Below are 17,420 nucleotides of genomic sequence, written 5' to 3' on the forward strand. Positions count from 1 at the left end.
ACCGGCGTGGCTTTTTTGGTGTTCATGCTCCGCCGGTCAGAAGAATGCGCAATGCTTCGCCGTTTTCCACGGGTGGCAGGCACACATGGCCTTTGCAGAACCAGGCGGAGGGCTTTTCAGCCTTGGCTGTGCCGCCTGTGGGCAGGTCGATCTCAGCATCCGCTGTGAAACTGACGATCTTATCCATACGCCGCGGATCAGGGTTTCGATTCGCTATCGAAACAAGCTCATCCTGTTGGGATTGCGCGGCGACAACGAGCGACAGCGGTTCTGCCGCCACACGCGCAGCATTCAATATGCCGATCTGTCCATATTGCTGCGCCAATGCGCGGCCCAGTGCCTGCTCAATCAACGTTTCATTGCTTTGATAAAGCGCCATATCGCCGGTCGCGAGGAAAAGCCGCGTCAGCGCTTCAATGATCTGGCTTGTCGCACTGGGGATCGCCTCATCATAATCTCCATAGGCGTGAAGAATAACATCGTCGGCATCGAGTGCCGAGAGACGATAATTGCCGGACGCGTCCCGGTGATGTGCGTCGAGCGCTTGCTTCAGCTTCTGCGCATCATCCACATAAGCGCGGTCAGCACTTGCTTCAAAGAGCGCCAGCGCTGCATTGATCATGCTGGCATAGTCTGTCGAAAGGGCAGGGTAGACCAGCCGATCTTCCATACGACAATGCGCCATTTGTCCCGCACGAAACGGCGCCATGATGGCGTGATAGGCTTCGACGGCGAGCGTGGTCCAGTCCGGTTTTGAAAAGCTCCGCCCTGCCTCTGCGAGTGCCCGGATTGCCAGTGCGTTCCAGTCGGTGAGCGCCTTATCATCCCGTCCGGGGCGAATGCGTGTTTCACGCTGTGCGAAAAGCTTCGTCTTGGCATCCCGTATCAACGGCGGAACCGACCCTCCACCATCGACGTCATGCAGGCGGTTCAGAATAGTATGGCCCTCCCAGTTGCCACCCGGTGTAACGCCATAGAAGGTCTTGAGAGCTGCGCTGTCTCCTCCCAGAACGCGGTCGATCTCTGCTTCGCTCCAGACGTAGAATCTTCCTTCTTCGCCTTCGCTGTCGGCATCCAGACTGGATGTGAAACTGCCGTCCGGCAGGCGCATTTCACGAACCAGCCAATCGATAGTTTCTTCGATTCGGTTACGGAACAAGTCATCCTTGGTTTCCGCATAGGCATAATTAGCGTGACGGATCAGTTGGGCATTGTCGTAGAGCATCTTTTCAAAATGCGGCGCCAGCCAGTCCGCATCCGTGCTGTAGCGACAAAGACCACCGCCGAGATGGTCGTAAATGCCACCTTGCAGCATGGTTTTCAGCGAGTGGACAAACTTGTCCCGGCTATCGCTGTCGCGATTATAGAGCCAGGACAGCCACAGAGCATCCATGAAGGGGGCATTGGGAAATTTCGGTGCGCCTTCGATACCACCGCGAACGGGATCGAACATGGTAGCGATCCGCGTAGCCACCGCATCGAAACTGGAAACTTCGTTCTGGCTACCTTCGCTCTGCGCAGCGAGCCTGCCTTCTAAATGATTGAAGACCGCTTCGGCATTATGGTTAATTTTTTCTTTATTTCCCTGCCAGAGACCATTCACCGCGTTCAGTACGTCGACAAAGCCCGGCATGTTGTAGCGCGCATGTCGCGGAAAATAAGTGCCGCCCCAGAACGGCTTGCCGTCAGGGCGCAGAAACATGGTCAAGGGCCAGCCGCCCTGCTGCCCCATGGCGCCGAGCGCTGCCATATAGATCTGGTCGATATCCGGCCGCTCTTCGCGGTCTACCTTCACATTGACGAACAGGTCGTTCATGACTGCTGCAACATCGGCATCTTCAAAAGACTCGTGGGCCATGACATGACACCAGTGACAGGCGGCATAGCCGATCGAAAGCAGGATAGGGCGGTTCAATTCCCGCGCCGCGTCGAGGGCTTCCTTTCCCCAGGGTTGCCAGTGAACCGGGTTGTCCGCATGTTGGCGCAGATAGGCACTGGGTTCCGCAGACAGCCTGTTTCTGCTGATATCCGTCATGAGGCTTCCCTTTCAGCGTTTGAATGAATATGCACTGAGCTTAATTTCAATCCTCTTGGCAAGATTGATATAGGTCAGGAAACGCAATGAACGACACCGCCGTGCATCACGATACGATTTTCGCACTGTCCAGTGGAAGGCTCCCGTCCGGTGTTGCTGTCGTGCGTGCGTCCGGCCCCAAAGTTCGATTCATTGTCGAAACGATTATCGGCGGCGAAATTAAACCGCGCTATGCGGCCTATAAGACATTCCGTGCCCGAAATGGAGATGCGATCGATCGCGGATTGGCGCTCTTTTTCCCCGGACCGCATAGTTTTACCGGCGAAGACTGCGTTGAATTTCATCTTCATGGCGGTATCGCCGTCGTAGAAAAGCTATTGCAGGAACTGAGTAAACTTGCCGGATGCCGCATTGCAGAAGCGGGCGAATTTACGCGTCGGGCCTTTACCAACGGAAAGATGGACCTGACAATTGCCGAAGGTCTCGCCGATTTGATTGCCGCAGAGACCGAAGGCCAACGACGCCTTGCCTTGCAGGTCGCTTCCGGCGCGCAACGTCAACTCTATACGGAATGGCGGCAACGGCTTGTCCGTGCGCGTGCCTTCATTGAAGCCGAACTCGACTTTGCGGATGAAAGCGATGTGCCGGGTTCTGTTTCTGATCAGGTATGGCGATCTTTGCAAGCGCTGCATAAGGAAATTGAGCTCCACATTGCCAGCGGAAAGCGTGCTGCCATGCTTCGCGACGGATTGCATGTGGTAATTGCTGGCGCTCCAAATGCCGGTAAATCGAGCCTGTTGAATTTTCTCGCCGGGCGTGAAGTGGCCATCATTTCCGATGAAGCGGGCACCACGCGCGACCTTCTGGAAGTCAAACTCGACCTCAATGGCATCCCGGTTTATGTCACCGATACGGCGGGGCTACGCGAGACCGAAAGTGCGGTGGAAAAAATCGGTATTGAGCGAGCCCGCGAAAGGGCATCAGAAGCAGACCTCATACTTCTTCTTGAAGATATGAGCGATCCGATTGACGTGTCTCTCGACGAAGCCGATGCGGAGATATGGCGGATTGGAACCAAGGCTGATCTGACTGGTGCTCTAACCGAACGATGGACTTTTCGAATCTCCATCAAAAATGGTTCAGGACTCGAAGAACTTTTAGCCAAACTCCAGAAGTTCGCCGAAGAACGCATTGGTCAGATCAACGATGCTGTTCCCACACGACAGCGCCATATCAATTTGCTCCGCTCAACACTAAGCGAAATCGAAATCGCCGCCAACCGAGACGATCTTCCACTGGAGTTGCGCGCCGAAAACATGCGCCGAGCCTCGCAATATCTCGGGCGCATCACAGGTGATGTGGATGTCGAAGAAATTCTGGATGTGATTTTCTCGCAGTTCTGCATTGGCAAGTGATTCACGTGAAACATTGCCTCGTGAAGCACCGACAAAGCTCGGGAAATGTTTCACGTGAAACATCTGTGGAATCCGTCAATGTTGGTTGACTCCATCTGATCTTCATGAGTCAGCGACCTTGAACGCTTTAAATTGATCACTCGTCACGCTTTTATCCTTCCGTTTCAAACGCTTTCATGGCAAAAGCTGTCTCTTAATCCAAGGATGCGAGAAATGAGTTCGGCTGAGTCTACAGTCTTCGATGTTATTGTTGTCGGTGGCGGTCATGCGGGCTGCGAAGCTGCGTCGGCTGCTGCGCGCGCTGGCGCACGCACGGCATTGGTGACGCATCGCTTTGATACCATTGGCGTTATGTCCTGTAATCCGGCTATTGGTGGTCTGGGGAAGGGGCATCTTGTTCGCGAGATTGATGCGTTGGACGGTTTGATGGGTCGCGTTGCCGATAAGGCAGGCATCCAGTTCCGCCTACTGAACCGACGCAAGGGACCAGCCGTTCGCGGCCCTCGTACCCAAGCTGATCGCAAACTTTATCGTCTTGCAATGCAGGACATAATCAGTAAGCAAGAGAATTTGACTGTCGTTGAAGGTGGTGCCTTCGATATCAAAACCGAGAATGGTAACGTCACTGGTGTCGTGTTGTCAGATGGTCGGCTGTTGAACTGCGGCGCTGTCGTGCTGACGACCGGCACATTTTTGAACGGCCTCATTCACATCGGCGAGAAGAAGATACCGGCTGGGCGCATGGGTGAGAATCCGGCACTTGGGCTTTCGGATACTTTGAAGACGCTTGGCTTTGCATTGGGGCGCCTCAAAACTGGCACGCCACCGCGTCTTGATGGGCGGACTATCGATTGGGCAAACCTCGAAACCCAGTCAGCCGATGAGAACCCGGTCCCGTTCTCTTTGATGACAGATCGCATTACGACGCCGCAGATCGACTGCGGTATTACGCGCACGACGCCGGAAACCCACGCGATTATTCGCGCCAATCTGCATCGCTCAGCCATGTATTCCGGTTCAATTGAAGGTATCGGCCCGCGCTATTGCCCTTCGGTTGAAGACAAGATCGTCAAGTTCGGGGATCGCGACGGCCACCAGATATTCCTGGAGCCGGAAGGTCTGGATGACGATACCGTCTATCCGAATGGTATCTCGACCTCTTTGCCGGAGGATGTGCAGCTTGTAATCCTGAAGACCATACCCGGTCTTGAGAAGGCAGTGATGCTGCAGCCCGGCTATGCAATCGAGTATGACTTCATCGATCCGCGCGAGCTGAAGCGCAGTCTGGAAACGCGGCGCGTCAATGGTCTGTTCCTCGCTGGCCAGATCAATGGCACGACAGGATATGAGGAAGCGGGCGCCCAAGGTCTTTTGGCCGGCTTGAATGCTGCGCGGCGGGCAGGGGGCGATGAGCCGATCATCATCCAGCGCACCGAAGCCTATATCGGCGTGATGGTGGATGACCTCACGTCTCGCGGTGTCAGTGAGCCCTACCGCATGTTCACATCACGCGCAGAATTCCGTCTTTCTTTGCGTGCGGATAATGCTGATCAGCGTTTGACGCCGCTGGCAGATCGTCTCGGTATATTGGGCGCAGAGCGCAAGAAGCGGTTTGATGAACGTCAGGAAGCATTGTCAAACGCACGGGAATTGACACAGTCGCTGTCGATTACGCCAAATCTCGCAAGTCGTTATGATTTGCATCTCAATCACGACGGTGTTCGCCGCTCGGCCTATGATTTGTTGTCTTATCCCGATATTGACCTGACGCGGTTGAATCCAATCTGGCCTGAACTGGGCTCAATAGATCCGTTCACGCGCGAAGCGCTGGAAATTGAAGCGCAATATGCGGTCTATATGGAACGTCAGCAGACGGATATCGCTGTCATGGAACGCGAAGAGCGTTTGTTGATTCCCGCTGGTCTGGATATCGACGCGATTTCGGGCTTGTCCAATGAGTTGAAGCATAAGCTCAAGCAGCGTAAACCGGAAACGATTGCCGAAGCGCAACGCGTCGACGGGATGACACCAGCTGCTTTGGCGCTGTTGATCGCACAAATCAAGAAGCATGGCTCGCGCCGACAGGTTGCCGCGGAACTGGCGGAAGGGAAGGGCGCGGCGTGAGTGCTATTATGAGTGCGGATCGTCGTTATGAAAGCCTTCGCCGGATCAATCCCACTGTTTCACGTGAAACAGCGGATCGCCTGATTGCATTCGAAGAGCTGTTCCGAAAATGGTCAAAAGCGATCAATTTGGCCTCTCCATCGACATTGGCGGACCTTTGGAGCCGTCATATTCTCGATAGCGCGCAGGTTTTCCCGCTAGCGCCAAACGCTAAACGCTGGATCGATATCGGTTCCGGGGGCGGATTTCCCGGCATCGTCACGGCCTGCTATCTCGCGGATCAGCCTGATAGCCGTATCGATCTGGTGGAAAGTGCGGGCAAAAAGGCTGCTTTTCTGCGTACCGCTGCCGGACATTTGAATGTTCCCGCCCATATTCATGCGGCTCGCATCGAGTCGATGTGGGAAAAAATCGAAACGCCGGACGTTGTTACCGCCCGCGCGCTCGCCTCATTGAATGATCTTTTCGGTTTGACGGAGCCCTGGCTCGTCAACGGCGCCAAGGCGCTTTTCCAAAAAGGTCGGGATTACCAGAGGGAAATCGATGAAAGCCGTGTCGGTTGGGATTTCGATCTGGTAAAACATCAAAGTGCTATCGATCAGACTTCGGTCATCCTCGAAATCAGCAACTTGCGACGCAAAGCAAATTGAATCCGAGAATTTGGCAGATCTGGAAAGCGGCAGGGCGACGGTAATGAACAAGATGTCCAGGATCATAACCATTGCAAACCAGAAAGGCGGCGTCGGTAAAACCACGACGGCGATCAATCTGGCCACGGCATTGGCGGCAATAGGCGAAACGGTTCTCATCGTTGATCTCGATCCGCAGGGTAATGCCAGCACGGGGTTGGGGATTGACCGCCGCAACCGTCCGCTGTCTTCTTATGACGTGCTGACGCAAGAGGCGTCAGTGCCGGAAGCTGCGATGCAGACCGATGTACCCAATCTTTTTATCGTGCCTTCGACGCTCGATCTGTTGGGTATCGAGATGGAAATCGCACAATCCGCAGACCGTACGCGCCGTCTGCGCGATTCTCTGCGCTTCGATTCCAGCGTTTCCGAACGGTTTTCCTATGTTCTGGTGGACTGCCCACCATCCCTGAATCTGTTGACGCTGAATGCCATGGCCGCTGCGGATTCCGTGCTTGTGCCGTTGCAGTGCGAGTTCTTCGCGCTGGAAGGCTTGAGCCAACTGTTGCAGACGGTCGATCAGGTGCGCTCGACCATCAATGCCGAGCTTTCCATCCAGGGCATCGTGCTGACGATGTTCGATAGCCGCAACAATCTGGCTTCCCAGGTGGTGGATGATGTCCGCGCCTTCATGGGCGAAAAGGTCTATCGCACTGTCATTCCGCGCAATGTGCGCGTATCGGAAGCCCCATCCCATGGCAAGCCGGCCATTCTCTATGATTTGAAATGCGCGGGAAGTCAGGCCTATTTGCAGCTTGCGTCGGAAGTTATCCAGCGCGAGCGGCAGCTGAAAGCCGCATAGCAAGCCTATCGATTCGACTACGTAACAATTGCAGGAATTTGCCGAACGATGAACGACGATCCTTCAAAGAAGCGCCTTGGCCGCGGACTGGCCGCCCTGATTGGTGAGATCGACCGTCCGGTCGAGGAGCGCAAAACGCCAGTTCCAATTGAACGTAATGTGCCCATCGAGTTCGTCACGCGCAATCCGCGCAATCCGCGACGCATGTTCGCGGAAGCAGAACTCGAAGATCTGGCCCAGTCGATCAAGGAACATGGTGTTGTTCAGCCAATCGTGGTGCGTCCCGCGCCCGGTCAGCCTGATCATTTCGAGCTGATCGCCGGCGAACGCCGCTGGCGCGCATCGCAGCGCGCAGGCGTCGATACGATCCCTGTTATCGTCCGCGATGTGGATGATCGCGTCGCTCTTGAGATCGCGATCATTGAAAACGTTCAGCGCGCAGACCTGAATGCAGTCGAAGAAGCGTTGGGATATCAACAGCTTATCGATAATCATGAGTATACGCAGAACGATCTGGCGCAGGTGATCGGCAAGAGCCGTAGCCATGTGGCCAATACGTTGCGCCTTCTCAAGCTGCCGCAACCAGTTCAGGATTTTATCGTTGATGGTGCGCTGTCTGCCGGACATGCGCGCAGTCTTATCACGATGGACAATCCGACGGTTCTGGCGGAGCGGATCGTCAAGGAAGGCTTGTCCGTCCGTCAGGTGGAAGCTCTTGCGCAGGCCGAAGCGCGGGGCGGGGCGGAACCGAAACCGGGCAAAGCTGCGCCGGTGGAGAAAGATGCCGACACCAAGGCGCTGGAAAAGCTGCTTTCCGATGTGACCGGCATGAAGGTCGAGATCAACCATCGGGACCGGGGCGGCGAGGTGAAAATCCGCTACAGCTCTCTGGAGCAACTCGATGAAATCTGCCGCCGCCTTCAAAGCTGATTTGTTCGTTTGTGGAATACAAGAACCCCGGTATCTATACCGGGGTTTTTATTTGCGGATTGTTTCACGAGAAGGGAGCTAGCGCCGTGCGTTGCGCATAGCTTCCACACCGATAGCCATCAGGCATTGGCGGATGATCGGAATGGCAAGCGCGGAATTCTGACGGCTTTCCAGCACGGCACGCTGGAGACGCTCCAAAACGCGTGAAAGGCTTTCGCCGCTCCAGCGTCCGACTGCTGTTTCGATCAGCCTTTTACGATTGAAGAAGATGGGTGGCCTTGCACCGGCCACGACAACGGACGCGCTTTTGCGTTCGCTATCCATGATATAGCGCAGGCCCTGTATCTGCTGGAATTGCCGCATGGCCGTGTTCAGCACCAGAAAAGGCGCTGTGCCGGATTTCACGACACGGTCGAATGTGATTTCAAATCGCTGCAAATCACCGGCAATGACTGCATCCACGACCTCGTCTGTCGACAGGCCTGCAACATCGCCCACCGCTTCGCGCACATCGTCAATGTCGATACGTTCCTTGCCGCGCGCATAGAGGCAGAGCTTTTCCAGTTCGCCGCGGGTGGCAAGGCGGTCGCCGCCAAGGCTGGCGCGAAGCAGCTGACGCCCATCGAGGGTGATCTGCAGCTTCCATTCGGCCAGCACATCATCAATGACACCATCGATGCCGCGCGCATCATCCGTATAGCAGGGCAGCGCCATGCCCGCCGAGGCGTTCTCGACGGCGCTGCGCAACCCTGCGCCCTTCTTCAGATCACCGGCTTCCACAAGGATGAAGGTTTCATGCGGCGGTTCGGTTGCCAAGAGCTTGACCGCATCGGCGAGTTTCTTCTGCCCGGCGGCGTTCTTGATCCAGATCAAGCGGATGCCACCGAACATCGAAATAGTGCGCGCTTCATCGGCGAGCTTCGAAGGATCTGCGTCGATCTCGTCGGCTTCCATGCGAATGACGGCAAAGGGATCGTCGAGCGGCAGCTTTGTCGCCTCGGCATAGCGGCGTGCGCGCTCGCTCACCAGCCCTTTATCCGGGCCATAAAGAAGCACGACCGGAAACGAGCTGCTCGGTCTGCTCAGGAAACCATCGACTTCATTTGCTTTTTTCTGGGCCATAGTGGGTTCTTAGAGCATTTCGGGCAGAAACAAAACAGCCGCCGGTCACGGGGTGAACGGCGGCTGTGAAAAGCGAATAGGTGGATTGTTATTCGATCAGCAGGGCATCGTCGTCGAGCGTCTGGCCGCGCACCTTGCGGAACATCTCGATCAGGTCTTCCACGCCCAGCGTCTTGCGCTTGTCGCCGGTAACATCGAGCAGAATCTTGCCGCCATGCAGCATGATGGTGCGGTCACCATAATCCAGCGCCTGACGCATGGAATGGGTGACCATCAGCGCCGTCAGCTTGTTTTCGGTGATGAGCGTACGGGTCAGTTCCATGACGAATTCAGCCATGCCCGGATCGAGCGCTGCGGTATGTTCGTCGAGAAGCAGAACTTCCGAACCGGCCAGCGTTGCCATGATCAGCGAAAGCGCCTGACGCTGCCCGCCGGAGAGAAGCTCCATGCGGTCCTGCATCCGGTTTTCAAGGCCGAGATTGAGGCTCGCCACGCGCTCGCGAAACCATTCGCGACGATTGGAATTCAGCGCATGGGTGAAGCCGCGCTTCTTGCCACGCGATGCGGCAAGCGCGAGGTTTTCCTCAATGGTCAGGGTGCCGCAGCTGCCAGCCAGCGGGTCCTGAAACACGCGTGCGACGAGACCGGCGCGTTCGGCGGTGGATTTACGGGTCACATCCTTGCCACTGATCACCACCTTGCCGCCGGTCGGGATGACATCGCCCGCAAGCACACCGAGAAGGGTGGATTTGCCAGCGCCATTCGAGCCGATAACGGTGACAAAGGAACCGCGATCCATGGTCAGGTTGATTTTGTTCAGAACCTGCTTTTCCAGCGGGGTGCCGCGACCGAAGACGACATCGAGATTGGATACTTCGATCATGCGGATGCTCCCCCGCGGCGCATGCGCGGCAATATCAGGGCGAATGTAACGAGAAGCGCGGTGGCGATGTTGAGATCGGACGCCTGCAGGCCGAATGTGTTGCCGTTCGAAAGTGCAAGCTGGATGGCGATGCGGTAGATGACGGAGCCGAGCACACAGCCGATCAGGATCACCAGCAGGTTGCGGGTGCGCAGGATGGTTTCACCGATGATGACCGCTGCGAGGCCAACGACGATGGTGCCAACACCCGAGGTGACGTCCGCAAAACCGTTTGTCTGGGCGAAAAGCGACCCGCCAAGCGCGACAAGCGCGTTGGAGAGCGCCATGCCTATATAAATCTGACGATCCGTCTGTACGCCTTGCGCGCGCGCCATTTTCGGATTGGCACCGGTCGCACGCATGGCGAGGCCCATGTCGCTTTCCAGAAAGCGCCAGACGATGAAGACCGCGATGGCCACCAGCACGAAAAGGAAAGCCGGGCGAACGTAATATTCCGGAATGCCGTGGCCGAAGAAGGGGCTGAGCATCGTGTCCTGATTGATGAGCGCGATATTCGGTCGGCCCATCACACGCAGGTTCACCGAAAACAGCGCGATCATAGTAAGAATGGAAGCGAGCAGATTGAGAATCTTGAAGCGGACATTCAGCGTGGCGGTCACGAGACCGGCTATCGCGCCAGCAACCATGGCGATTGCGGCGGCGAGCCATGGGTTGAGGCCCGCGAGGATCAGAACGCCGGTTACAGCTGCACCGAGCGGGAATGAACCGTCTACCGTCAAGTCGGGAAAGTCGAGGACGCGAAACGCCAGATAAACGCCAATGGCGACAAACGCGAAAACGAGGCCTAATTCGACCGCACCCCAGAAGGCGATCTGACTCACAACGACATTCCTTGTACTTTGCCGCAATCGACAAGGATGAAGCCGGTTTTCCGGCATAAGACCATCCGCAAGCCTGCGGGCATCGAGGCTTCGTGCCTCCGATTGCCCAAAAGGCTTTCACCAATCGCGACCGGTTTTGGTTTGAGTGTATCCGGCGGGCGAAGCCCGTACGGATCGTTTCCCGGCTAGATCATTTGTTCCCGTTATTATTCCAGTGGGATTACAACTCTCGTAATCCCGAGCGCAAGCCCAAACCGCGCCAAAGGCCCGCAAATGCGGCTTTATGTGCGGCTCACGCAACATTCGTGCGGTATTGCCCCACCTTGGGTATTGTTTGGAACTCCTTTGGCCTTTGTCCAAAAAGAAGAAGGGCGAGAGTTTTCACTCTCGCCCCTTTTTTCTGCGGTCTGATCGATGATCAGTCGATCTTGCTGGTGGCGCGGTCGATCACGGCCTTCGGGAATTCCACGCCCATCTTCTTGGCGGCGCCGAGATTGATGACGAGATCGGTGCCCTTTGCGATTTCGACCGAAATGTCGCCCGGCTTTTCGCCCTTCAGGATGCGTGCAACCACAGCGCCGGTCTGCTTGCCGACGTCGTAATAGTTGAAGCCGAGTGCAGCCATCGCACCACGCTTGACGGAATCCGTATCGGCGGTGAAGAGCGGCAGCTTGCTTTCCTCGGCAACGCCGACAGCGCTTTCGAGAGCCGAAACAATGGTGTTGTCGGTCGGCACATACATGGCATCGGCGCGGCCGACGAGGGCCTGCGCAGCGCCCTTGACTTCAGCCGACTTGGTGGCGGCGGATTCAACGATTTCGATGCCGTCAGCGGCAGCAGCTTCCTTCAGCGCAGCCAGAAGCGAGACCGAATTGGTTTCGCCGGAATTGTAGAGATAGCCGAGCTTCTTGATGTTCGGCATCACTTCCTTGATGAGCTTGATATGTTCGGCCACCGGCGACATGTCGGAGAGGCCGGTTACATTGCCGCCCGGCTTTTCCATGCTCTTGACGAGCTGTGCGCCGACCGGATCTGATACGGCGGTGAACACAACCGGTATGTCGCGCGTGGAAGAAACCACGGCCTGAGCCGAAGGGGTGGAGATCGGAACGATCACATCCGGGCCTTCGCCGACGAACTGACGTGCGATCTGTGCGGCGGTTGCCGGGTTGCCCTGTGCGGACTGATAGACGAATTTGAGATTTTCGCCTTCCTTGAAACCGGCTTCGGCCAGTGCATCCTTCACGCCGTCACGGGCAGCGTCGAGCGCCGGATGTTCGACGATCGCGGTAACGGCGACGGTAACGTCTTTTGCCTGGGCCGAAGTGGCAATGGCCGTTGCGGCCAGCAATGCCAGAAGTACAGAACGCATGAAAATCTCCCCTAATTGGTTTCTATGCTGTTGATTGCTTAATCAAGTTGATAGCCGAAATCAATCAGCACGGGAACCGGACAGATTGCATGGGGGAATACGGGTCGCTTGATGAAGCGGCTGTCAGGCTTGTTCCACCCCATGGGTTTCCAAAAGCGACTTCATGCGTTTCACGGCAAGCTCCGGCCTGTCGAGCACATTGGCCTTGTCCGCCAGCTGAAAAATGTCGGCATAATGGACAATGCCGCGCGCCGACTGCATTCCGGCTGGCATGGTGAAATGCGTCTGGTGGCCGTTGAGCCATGCGAGAAACACGATGCCCGCCTTGTAATACTGGGTCGGCGCTTCGAAAATCTTGCGCGATAGCGGGACGGTCGGCTCTATGATGGCGCGGAAACGGGCGCTGTCGCCTTGGGCAAGCGCTGCCAATGCGCTGGAGGCCTGTGGCGCGACCGCATCGAAAATGCCGAGCAAGGCATGGCTGTGCCGGTTGCCGTCGCCTTCGATCAGCGGCGCATAGTTGAAATCATCGCCTGTGAAACAGAGCACGCCTTCCGGCAACCGGTCTCGTAATGCCAGTTCGTAACGTTCTTCGAGTAGCGAAATCTTGATGCCTTCCACCTTGTCGCGGTTGGCTTCGATGATGTCGATGACCGTATCCAGCGCATCCTCGAAATTTGAGGCTCCCCAGTAGCCCTTGAGCTGCGGATCGAACATGTCGCCCAGCCAGTGCAGCACAACTTTCTCGCGGGCATTGGAGAGAATGTGCCCATAAACCTTTGCGTAATCGTCGGGCGAGCGGGCGATACGGGCAAGGGCGCGGCTTGCCATCAGGATGAAACGCCCGCCGTGTTTCTCGATGAAACCAGCCTGTGTTGCGTAGGCCTTGATGATGTCATCAAGGCTCTTGGCATCCGCCGGATCGAGATGGTCGGTGCCAGCACCGCAGGCGAGATCGGTACCCGCTACGGTCTTGCTTTCAGCCAGCGAGCGGCGGATCAGCTCCTGCGCGCCCGTCCAGTTGAGGCCCATGCCGCGCTGCGATGTGTCCATCGCTTCGGCGATCCTGAAACCGAGACTCCAGAGATGATGCCGGAAAGCCATGGTCGCATCCCAGTCGAGCGCGGGATTGCTCCAGGGCGTCGTATCTTTTCGCGGGTCGGAGACAACATGCGCTGCCGCATAGGCGATGCGATTGAATTGCGGGGGAGCGGACGGTCTTTCTGTCGGCGTTCCGACAAGCCGATATGGAAGCAGGGTTCCATCGGCCTTCGGCAAGGTCAGCATAGTGTCGAATGCAACGCCCATCATCGTCCTCCCACGAACCTCAGTCTTGATAATTTAGAACGTTCCAAATGGCAAGGAATAAGCCTATTTCGAACCGATATAGCCCATTCTTTTGAGATTTCCGCCTAAAAAGGGCCAAACAACAAGGCAGTATCATGGCGATATTACGGCTAAATTTATCTAATTGACAATTTTGGAACGTTCCAATTAACTTGGCGGCAGAAGTCGAGGAAAGCCATGAACAAGAGCAGCGTTACGGTCATCGATATTGCACGCGAGGCAGGCGTGTCCAAATCGACCGTGTCGCTTGTGCTGCGTGACAGCCCGCTGGTTCATGCTGAAACGCGGGTCAAGGTGCAGGCGGCAATCGAAAAGCTCGGTTATGTCTATAACCGCAGCGCCGCCAATCTGCGTCAGGCCAAATCCAAGATCATCGGGCTGGTCGTCAATGATCTGACCAACAGTTTTTTCGCTGAACTGGCGGTGGGCATAGACCGCGTGATGCAGTCGGCGGGCTATGTGCAGTTTTTGGCGAATACCGGCGAAAGCATCGACCGCCAGCGTGAGGTGATCGCCTCCATGCGCGAACATGGCATTGCCGGGCTGATCGTTTCACCGGCACGCGGTACGGAATCCGGAGATCTGAAGCCGCTGGCGAAAAGCGGCCTTCCGGTCGTGCAGATGGTGCGCGATGTGCCGGGTTCCGGTGTTTCGTCCATTCTGTCCGACAATCGCGGCGGTGTCGCGAAGGCCGTCGAGCATCTGGTCGGTCTTGGTCACAGGAACATCGCCTTCATGGGCGGTTATGCGGATACCGCGGTGTTTTCTGAGCGTGTTTCCGGATATCGCGCTGGTCTGGAGCAGGCGGGCCTCGTCTTTGACGAGACGCTGATCTTCACATCGGCGCCGTCACGGGCGGGCGGTGTGGAAGCAGTGGAGCGCATGTTGCTGCTGGGTGCAAAGCCAACGGCCACGGTGTGTTTCAATGATGCGGTGGCGTTTGGTGTTTGTGACGGCCTGCGCGCCACGCATCTGGAACCGGGACGTGATTTCGGCGTGGTCGGCTTTGACGATGTGATCGAAGCAAAGACGGCGGTGCCCGCATTAACAACGGTGTCGGTCGATCCGCAGGGGATGGGCGAACGGGCGGCACAGCTTCTGTTGAAGCAGATCAACTCGGAACGGGTGGAGGCGGAGGCGCAGCGTTTGGCGGTGCGTCTTGCGGTGCGCGCAAGCTGTGGCGCGCAGACCAACAAGGAGGAGAAACACCAATGGCAAAGTGGGGCCTTATAGGCGCAAGCACGATTGCGAAAGAGTGGGTGATCGGAGCCATTCGTGCGACCGGCGGCGAAGTCGTTTCGGTTTACAGCACCAATGCCGCGCGCGGCGAAACCTATGCCCGCGATAATGGTATTGGCCGCTCGGTGACAAGCCTTGATGCGATGCTGGCCGATCCGGAAATCGACGCTGTCTATATCTCCACCACCAATGAACTGCATCGCGATCAGGCGATTGCCGCGGCACAAGCGGCTAAACACGTCCTCTGTGAAAAGCCGCTGGCGCTGACGATTGGCGACGCCCATGCCATGCTGAAAGCCGTGCGCGAGGCAGGCGTGGTGGCAGGCACCAACCATCATTTGCGCAATGCCGCCAGCCACCGCGCCATGCGCGATGCCATCGCAGAAGGCCGGATCGGCAAGGTGCTTGGGGCGCGGGTTTTCCATGCGGTTTATCTGCCGCCACATTTGCAGGGCTGGCGCATTGAACGACCAGATGCCGGTGGCGGCGTCATCCTCGATATCACCGTGCACGATGCCGACACGCTGCGTTTTGTGCTGGGCGAAAACCCGGTCGAAGCCTTGGCTTTCAGCCAGCAGGGGGGCCTCAGCGGCGCTGGGCTGGAAGACGGTGTGATGGGGGTGCTACGCTTCTCCTCCGGCGCGATTGCCCAGTTCCACGATGCTTTCACCACCAAATATGCCGAAACGGGCTTTGAAGTGCATGGCAGCGAAGGCTCGCTGGTGGCGCGCAATGTGATGACGCAAAAGCCGGTGGGAACCGTCATTCTGCGTAACAAGGATGGCGAGCACGAATTGCCGCTCGACCAGAAAAATCTCTACGAAACCGCCTTGCAGGCATTCCACAACGCGATTGCGGGCAAGGGCCAGCCTTCTGCAACACTCGAAGACGGCATCTGGTCGCTCGCCACCGGGCTTGCGGTCGCGGAAGCCGCCAAGACTGGCAAGGCAACCGCCGTTCAATCTGGACTCTGAACACCATGAACAAGCATATTTCGGCTGCGGAAGCGGCTGCACTCATCCCCGACAATGTTGTCGTTTCGGTCTCCTCATCGAGCGGTCTCGGCTGTCCCGATCTGACGCTGAGAGCGATTGGCGAGCGGTTCGACGAGACGGGCCACCCGAAGAACATCACCACGCTGCACCCAATTGCGGCAGGCGATATGAGCGGCATCAAGGGCGTCGATTACATCGCCAAGCCCGGTTTGTTGAAGAAGATCATCGGAGGTTCCTATCCGTCCGGCCCGTCGAGTGCCGAACCGCCGCTGATCTGGCAAATGATCACCAATAATGAGATCCCGGCCTATAATATCCCGTCAGGCATCCTGTTCGACATGCACCGTGAAGCGGCGGCAAAGCGCCCCGGCGTGCTGACCAAGGTAGGGCTCGATACATTTGTCGATCCCAAGCGTCAGGGTACGGCGATGAATGACAAGGCTACACAAGAGCCGGTGGTGAAACATGTCAGCTTCGAAGGCGAGGACTGGCTTTATTTCCCCGCCATCATCCCGCAGGTGGCGATCATTCGCGCGACGACGGCGGATGAACGCGGCAACCTCACCTATGAGCATGAAGGCGCTTATCTCGGCGGTCTCGATCAGGCGCTGGCCGCGCGCAACAATGGCGGCATCGTCATTGCGCAGGTGAAGCGCATCGCCAAGGAAGGCACGCTGAAGCCGCATGACGTTCGCGTGCCGGGCGTTCTGGTCGATTATATCGTTGTCGATCCCGACCAGAAGCAGACCACGCAGACGCTCTACGACCCGGCGATTTCGGGCGAGATTTTCCGCCCGCTGGATACATTCCGTCTCGCCGAATTCAATATTCAAAAAGCGATTGCACGGCGTGTCGCGCAGGAATTGCAGGCGGGCAGCGCGGTCAATCTCGGCTTCGGCATTTCCGCCAATGTGCCACGCATTTTGCTGGAAGAAGGCCTGCACGGTGCCGTGACCTGGGTGATCGAGCAGGGTGCTGTCGGCGGCGTGCCGCTTCTGGACTTCGCTTTCGGCTGCGCGTCCAATGCCGATGCCTATATGCCGTCACCCTATCAGTTCACCTATTTTCAGGGTGCCGGTTTTGATGCCTCGCTGCTCTCGTTCCTTGAGATCGGGCGCGACGGTTCGGTCAATGTGTCGAAACTTTCATTCCGTCCGCATGTCACGGCGGGAGCGGGCGGCTTTGTCGACATTACCGCACGCGCCAGGAAGATTGTCTTCTCCGGCATGTTCAATGCGGGTGCGAAATTGTCGGTCGCTGACTGTAAGCTGGTGATCGAAAAAGAAGGCAAGCTGAAAAAACTGGTCACGCAAGTCGAGCATGTCACCTTCTCGGGCCCCCGCAGTGTCACGCAGGGGCAGGATATCACCTATGTTACGGAACGCGCTGTGATGAAGCTGACGCCGGAAGGTATCGTGCTCACCGAGATTGCGCCGGGCGTCGATTTGCAGGCGCATATTCTCGACCAGTCGGAATTTCCGCTGATCGTTTCCGACCAGCTCAAGACCATGGACGAAGCGCTGTTCCGCGAGGAGCCGATTGGCCTCACGCTGCCGCAAAAACCGGCGCGAAAGCTGGAGGCGTGA

Annotated in this window: 14 protein-coding genes; 8 read left to right on the plus strand and 6 right to left on the minus strand. The window is 57.1% G+C overall.

Annotated elements, in window-relative coordinates; genetic code table 11:
* Positions 1-22: 22 nt before the first annotated feature.
* Positions 23-2,035: a thioredoxin domain-containing protein gene (locus WIX40_RS14410; protein ID WP_339440362.1), complete on the minus strand. Its 2,013-nt coding sequence runs from the start codon at positions 2,033-2,035 to the stop codon at positions 23-25.
* 86 nt (positions 2,036-2,121) lie between these two features.
* Between WIX40_RS14410 and mnmE the strand changes: the two genes are divergently transcribed.
* From mnmE to WIX40_RS14435, 5 genes are all read left to right on the plus strand, one after another.
* The gene (gene mnmE / locus WIX40_RS14415; protein WP_339440364.1) at positions 2,122-3,450 is read left to right on the plus strand and encodes a tRNA uridine-5-carboxymethylaminomethyl(34) synthesis GTPase MnmE; all 1,329 of its coding nucleotides are present in this window, start codon (positions 2,122-2,124) and stop codon (positions 3,448-3,450) included.
* 213 nt (positions 3,451-3,663) lie between these two features.
* Complete coding sequence (mnmG, locus tag WIX40_RS14420) at positions 3,664-5,574, plus strand: tRNA uridine-5-carboxymethylaminomethyl(34) synthesis enzyme MnmG (protein WP_339440366.1); 1,911 nt, start codon at positions 3,664-3,666, stop codon at positions 5,572-5,574.
* A gap of 8 nt (positions 5,575-5,582) precedes the next feature.
* Positions 5,583-6,224, plus strand: a complete 642-nt coding sequence (gene rsmG / locus WIX40_RS14425) for a 16S rRNA (guanine(527)-N(7))-methyltransferase RsmG (protein ID WP_339440367.1) — start codon at positions 5,583-5,585, stop codon at positions 6,222-6,224.
* A gap of 43 nt (positions 6,225-6,267) precedes the next feature.
* Positions 6,268-7,065 carry a ParA family protein gene (locus WIX40_RS14430; RefSeq protein ID WP_109370014.1) on the plus strand — a complete coding sequence of 266 codons (798 nt, stop codon included), beginning with the start codon at positions 6,268-6,270 and terminating at the stop codon, positions 7,063-7,065.
* A 48-nt stretch (positions 7,066-7,113) separates the two neighbouring features.
* A complete protein-coding gene (locus WIX40_RS14435; RefSeq protein ID WP_121536860.1) occupies positions 7,114-7,995 on the plus strand; it encodes a ParB/RepB/Spo0J family partition protein in 882 nt (293 codons plus the stop codon).
* A gap of 78 nt (positions 7,996-8,073) precedes the next feature.
* Here WIX40_RS14435 and holA read toward each other — a convergent pair whose 3' ends face one another.
* The 5 genes from holA to WIX40_RS14460 all read right to left on the minus strand — a co-directional run bounded on the left by holA (position 8,074) and on the right by WIX40_RS14460 (position 13,561).
* Positions 8,074-9,117 carry a DNA polymerase III subunit delta gene (gene holA / locus WIX40_RS14440; RefSeq protein WP_339440369.1) on the minus strand — a complete coding sequence of 348 codons (1,044 nt, stop codon included), beginning with the start codon at positions 9,115-9,117 and terminating at the stop codon, positions 8,074-8,076.
* A gap of 88 nt (positions 9,118-9,205) precedes the next feature.
* Positions 9,206-10,000, minus strand: a complete 795-nt coding sequence (locus WIX40_RS14445; protein ID WP_140026249.1) for an ABC transporter ATP-binding protein — start codon at positions 9,998-10,000, stop codon at positions 9,206-9,208.
* Entirely contained in the window at positions 9,997-10,881 is an 885-nt protein-coding gene (locus WIX40_RS14450; RefSeq protein ID WP_109370010.1) for an ABC transporter permease, read from the minus strand. The genes WIX40_RS14445 and WIX40_RS14450 overlap by 4 nt, the downstream gene beginning before the upstream one ends.
* 418 nt (positions 10,882-11,299) lie before the next feature.
* The gene (locus tag WIX40_RS14455) at positions 11,300-12,253 is read right to left on the minus strand and encodes an ABC transporter substrate-binding protein (RefSeq protein WP_140026248.1); all 954 of its coding nucleotides are present in this window, start codon (positions 12,251-12,253) and stop codon (positions 11,300-11,302) included.
* A 123-nt stretch (positions 12,254-12,376) separates the two neighbouring features.
* The gene (locus WIX40_RS14460; RefSeq protein ID WP_371834150.1) at positions 12,377-13,561 is read right to left on the minus strand and encodes a dihydrodipicolinate synthase family protein; all 1,185 of its coding nucleotides are present in this window, start codon (positions 13,559-13,561) and stop codon (positions 12,377-12,379) included.
* A gap of 216 nt (positions 13,562-13,777) precedes the next feature.
* Here WIX40_RS14460 and WIX40_RS14465 point away from each other — a divergent pair, with 216 nt between their 5' ends.
* From WIX40_RS14465 to WIX40_RS14475, 3 genes are read left to right on the plus strand one after another with little or no spacing between them, the layout of a single operon-like run.
* A complete protein-coding gene (locus WIX40_RS14465) occupies positions 13,778-14,833 on the plus strand; it encodes a LacI family DNA-binding transcriptional regulator (RefSeq protein ID WP_339440373.1) in 1,056 nt (351 codons plus the stop codon).
* The gene (locus WIX40_RS14470) at positions 14,812-15,813 is read left to right on the plus strand and encodes a Gfo/Idh/MocA family protein (RefSeq protein ID WP_339440375.1); all 1,002 of its coding nucleotides are present in this window, start codon (positions 14,812-14,814) and stop codon (positions 15,811-15,813) included. Before WIX40_RS14465 ends, WIX40_RS14470 begins: the two co-directional genes overlap by 22 nt.
* A gap of 5 nt (positions 15,814-15,818) precedes the next feature.
* The gene (locus WIX40_RS14475; RefSeq protein WP_339440376.1) at positions 15,819-17,420 is read left to right on the plus strand and encodes an acyl CoA:acetate/3-ketoacid CoA transferase; all 1,602 of its coding nucleotides are present in this window, start codon (positions 15,819-15,821) and stop codon (positions 17,418-17,420) included.

Source organism: Ochrobactrum teleogrylli, assembly GCF_037482325.1.
In the GTDB taxonomy this organism is placed as follows: Bacteria; Pseudomonadota; Alphaproteobacteria; order Rhizobiales; family Rhizobiaceae; genus Brucella; species Brucella teleogrylli.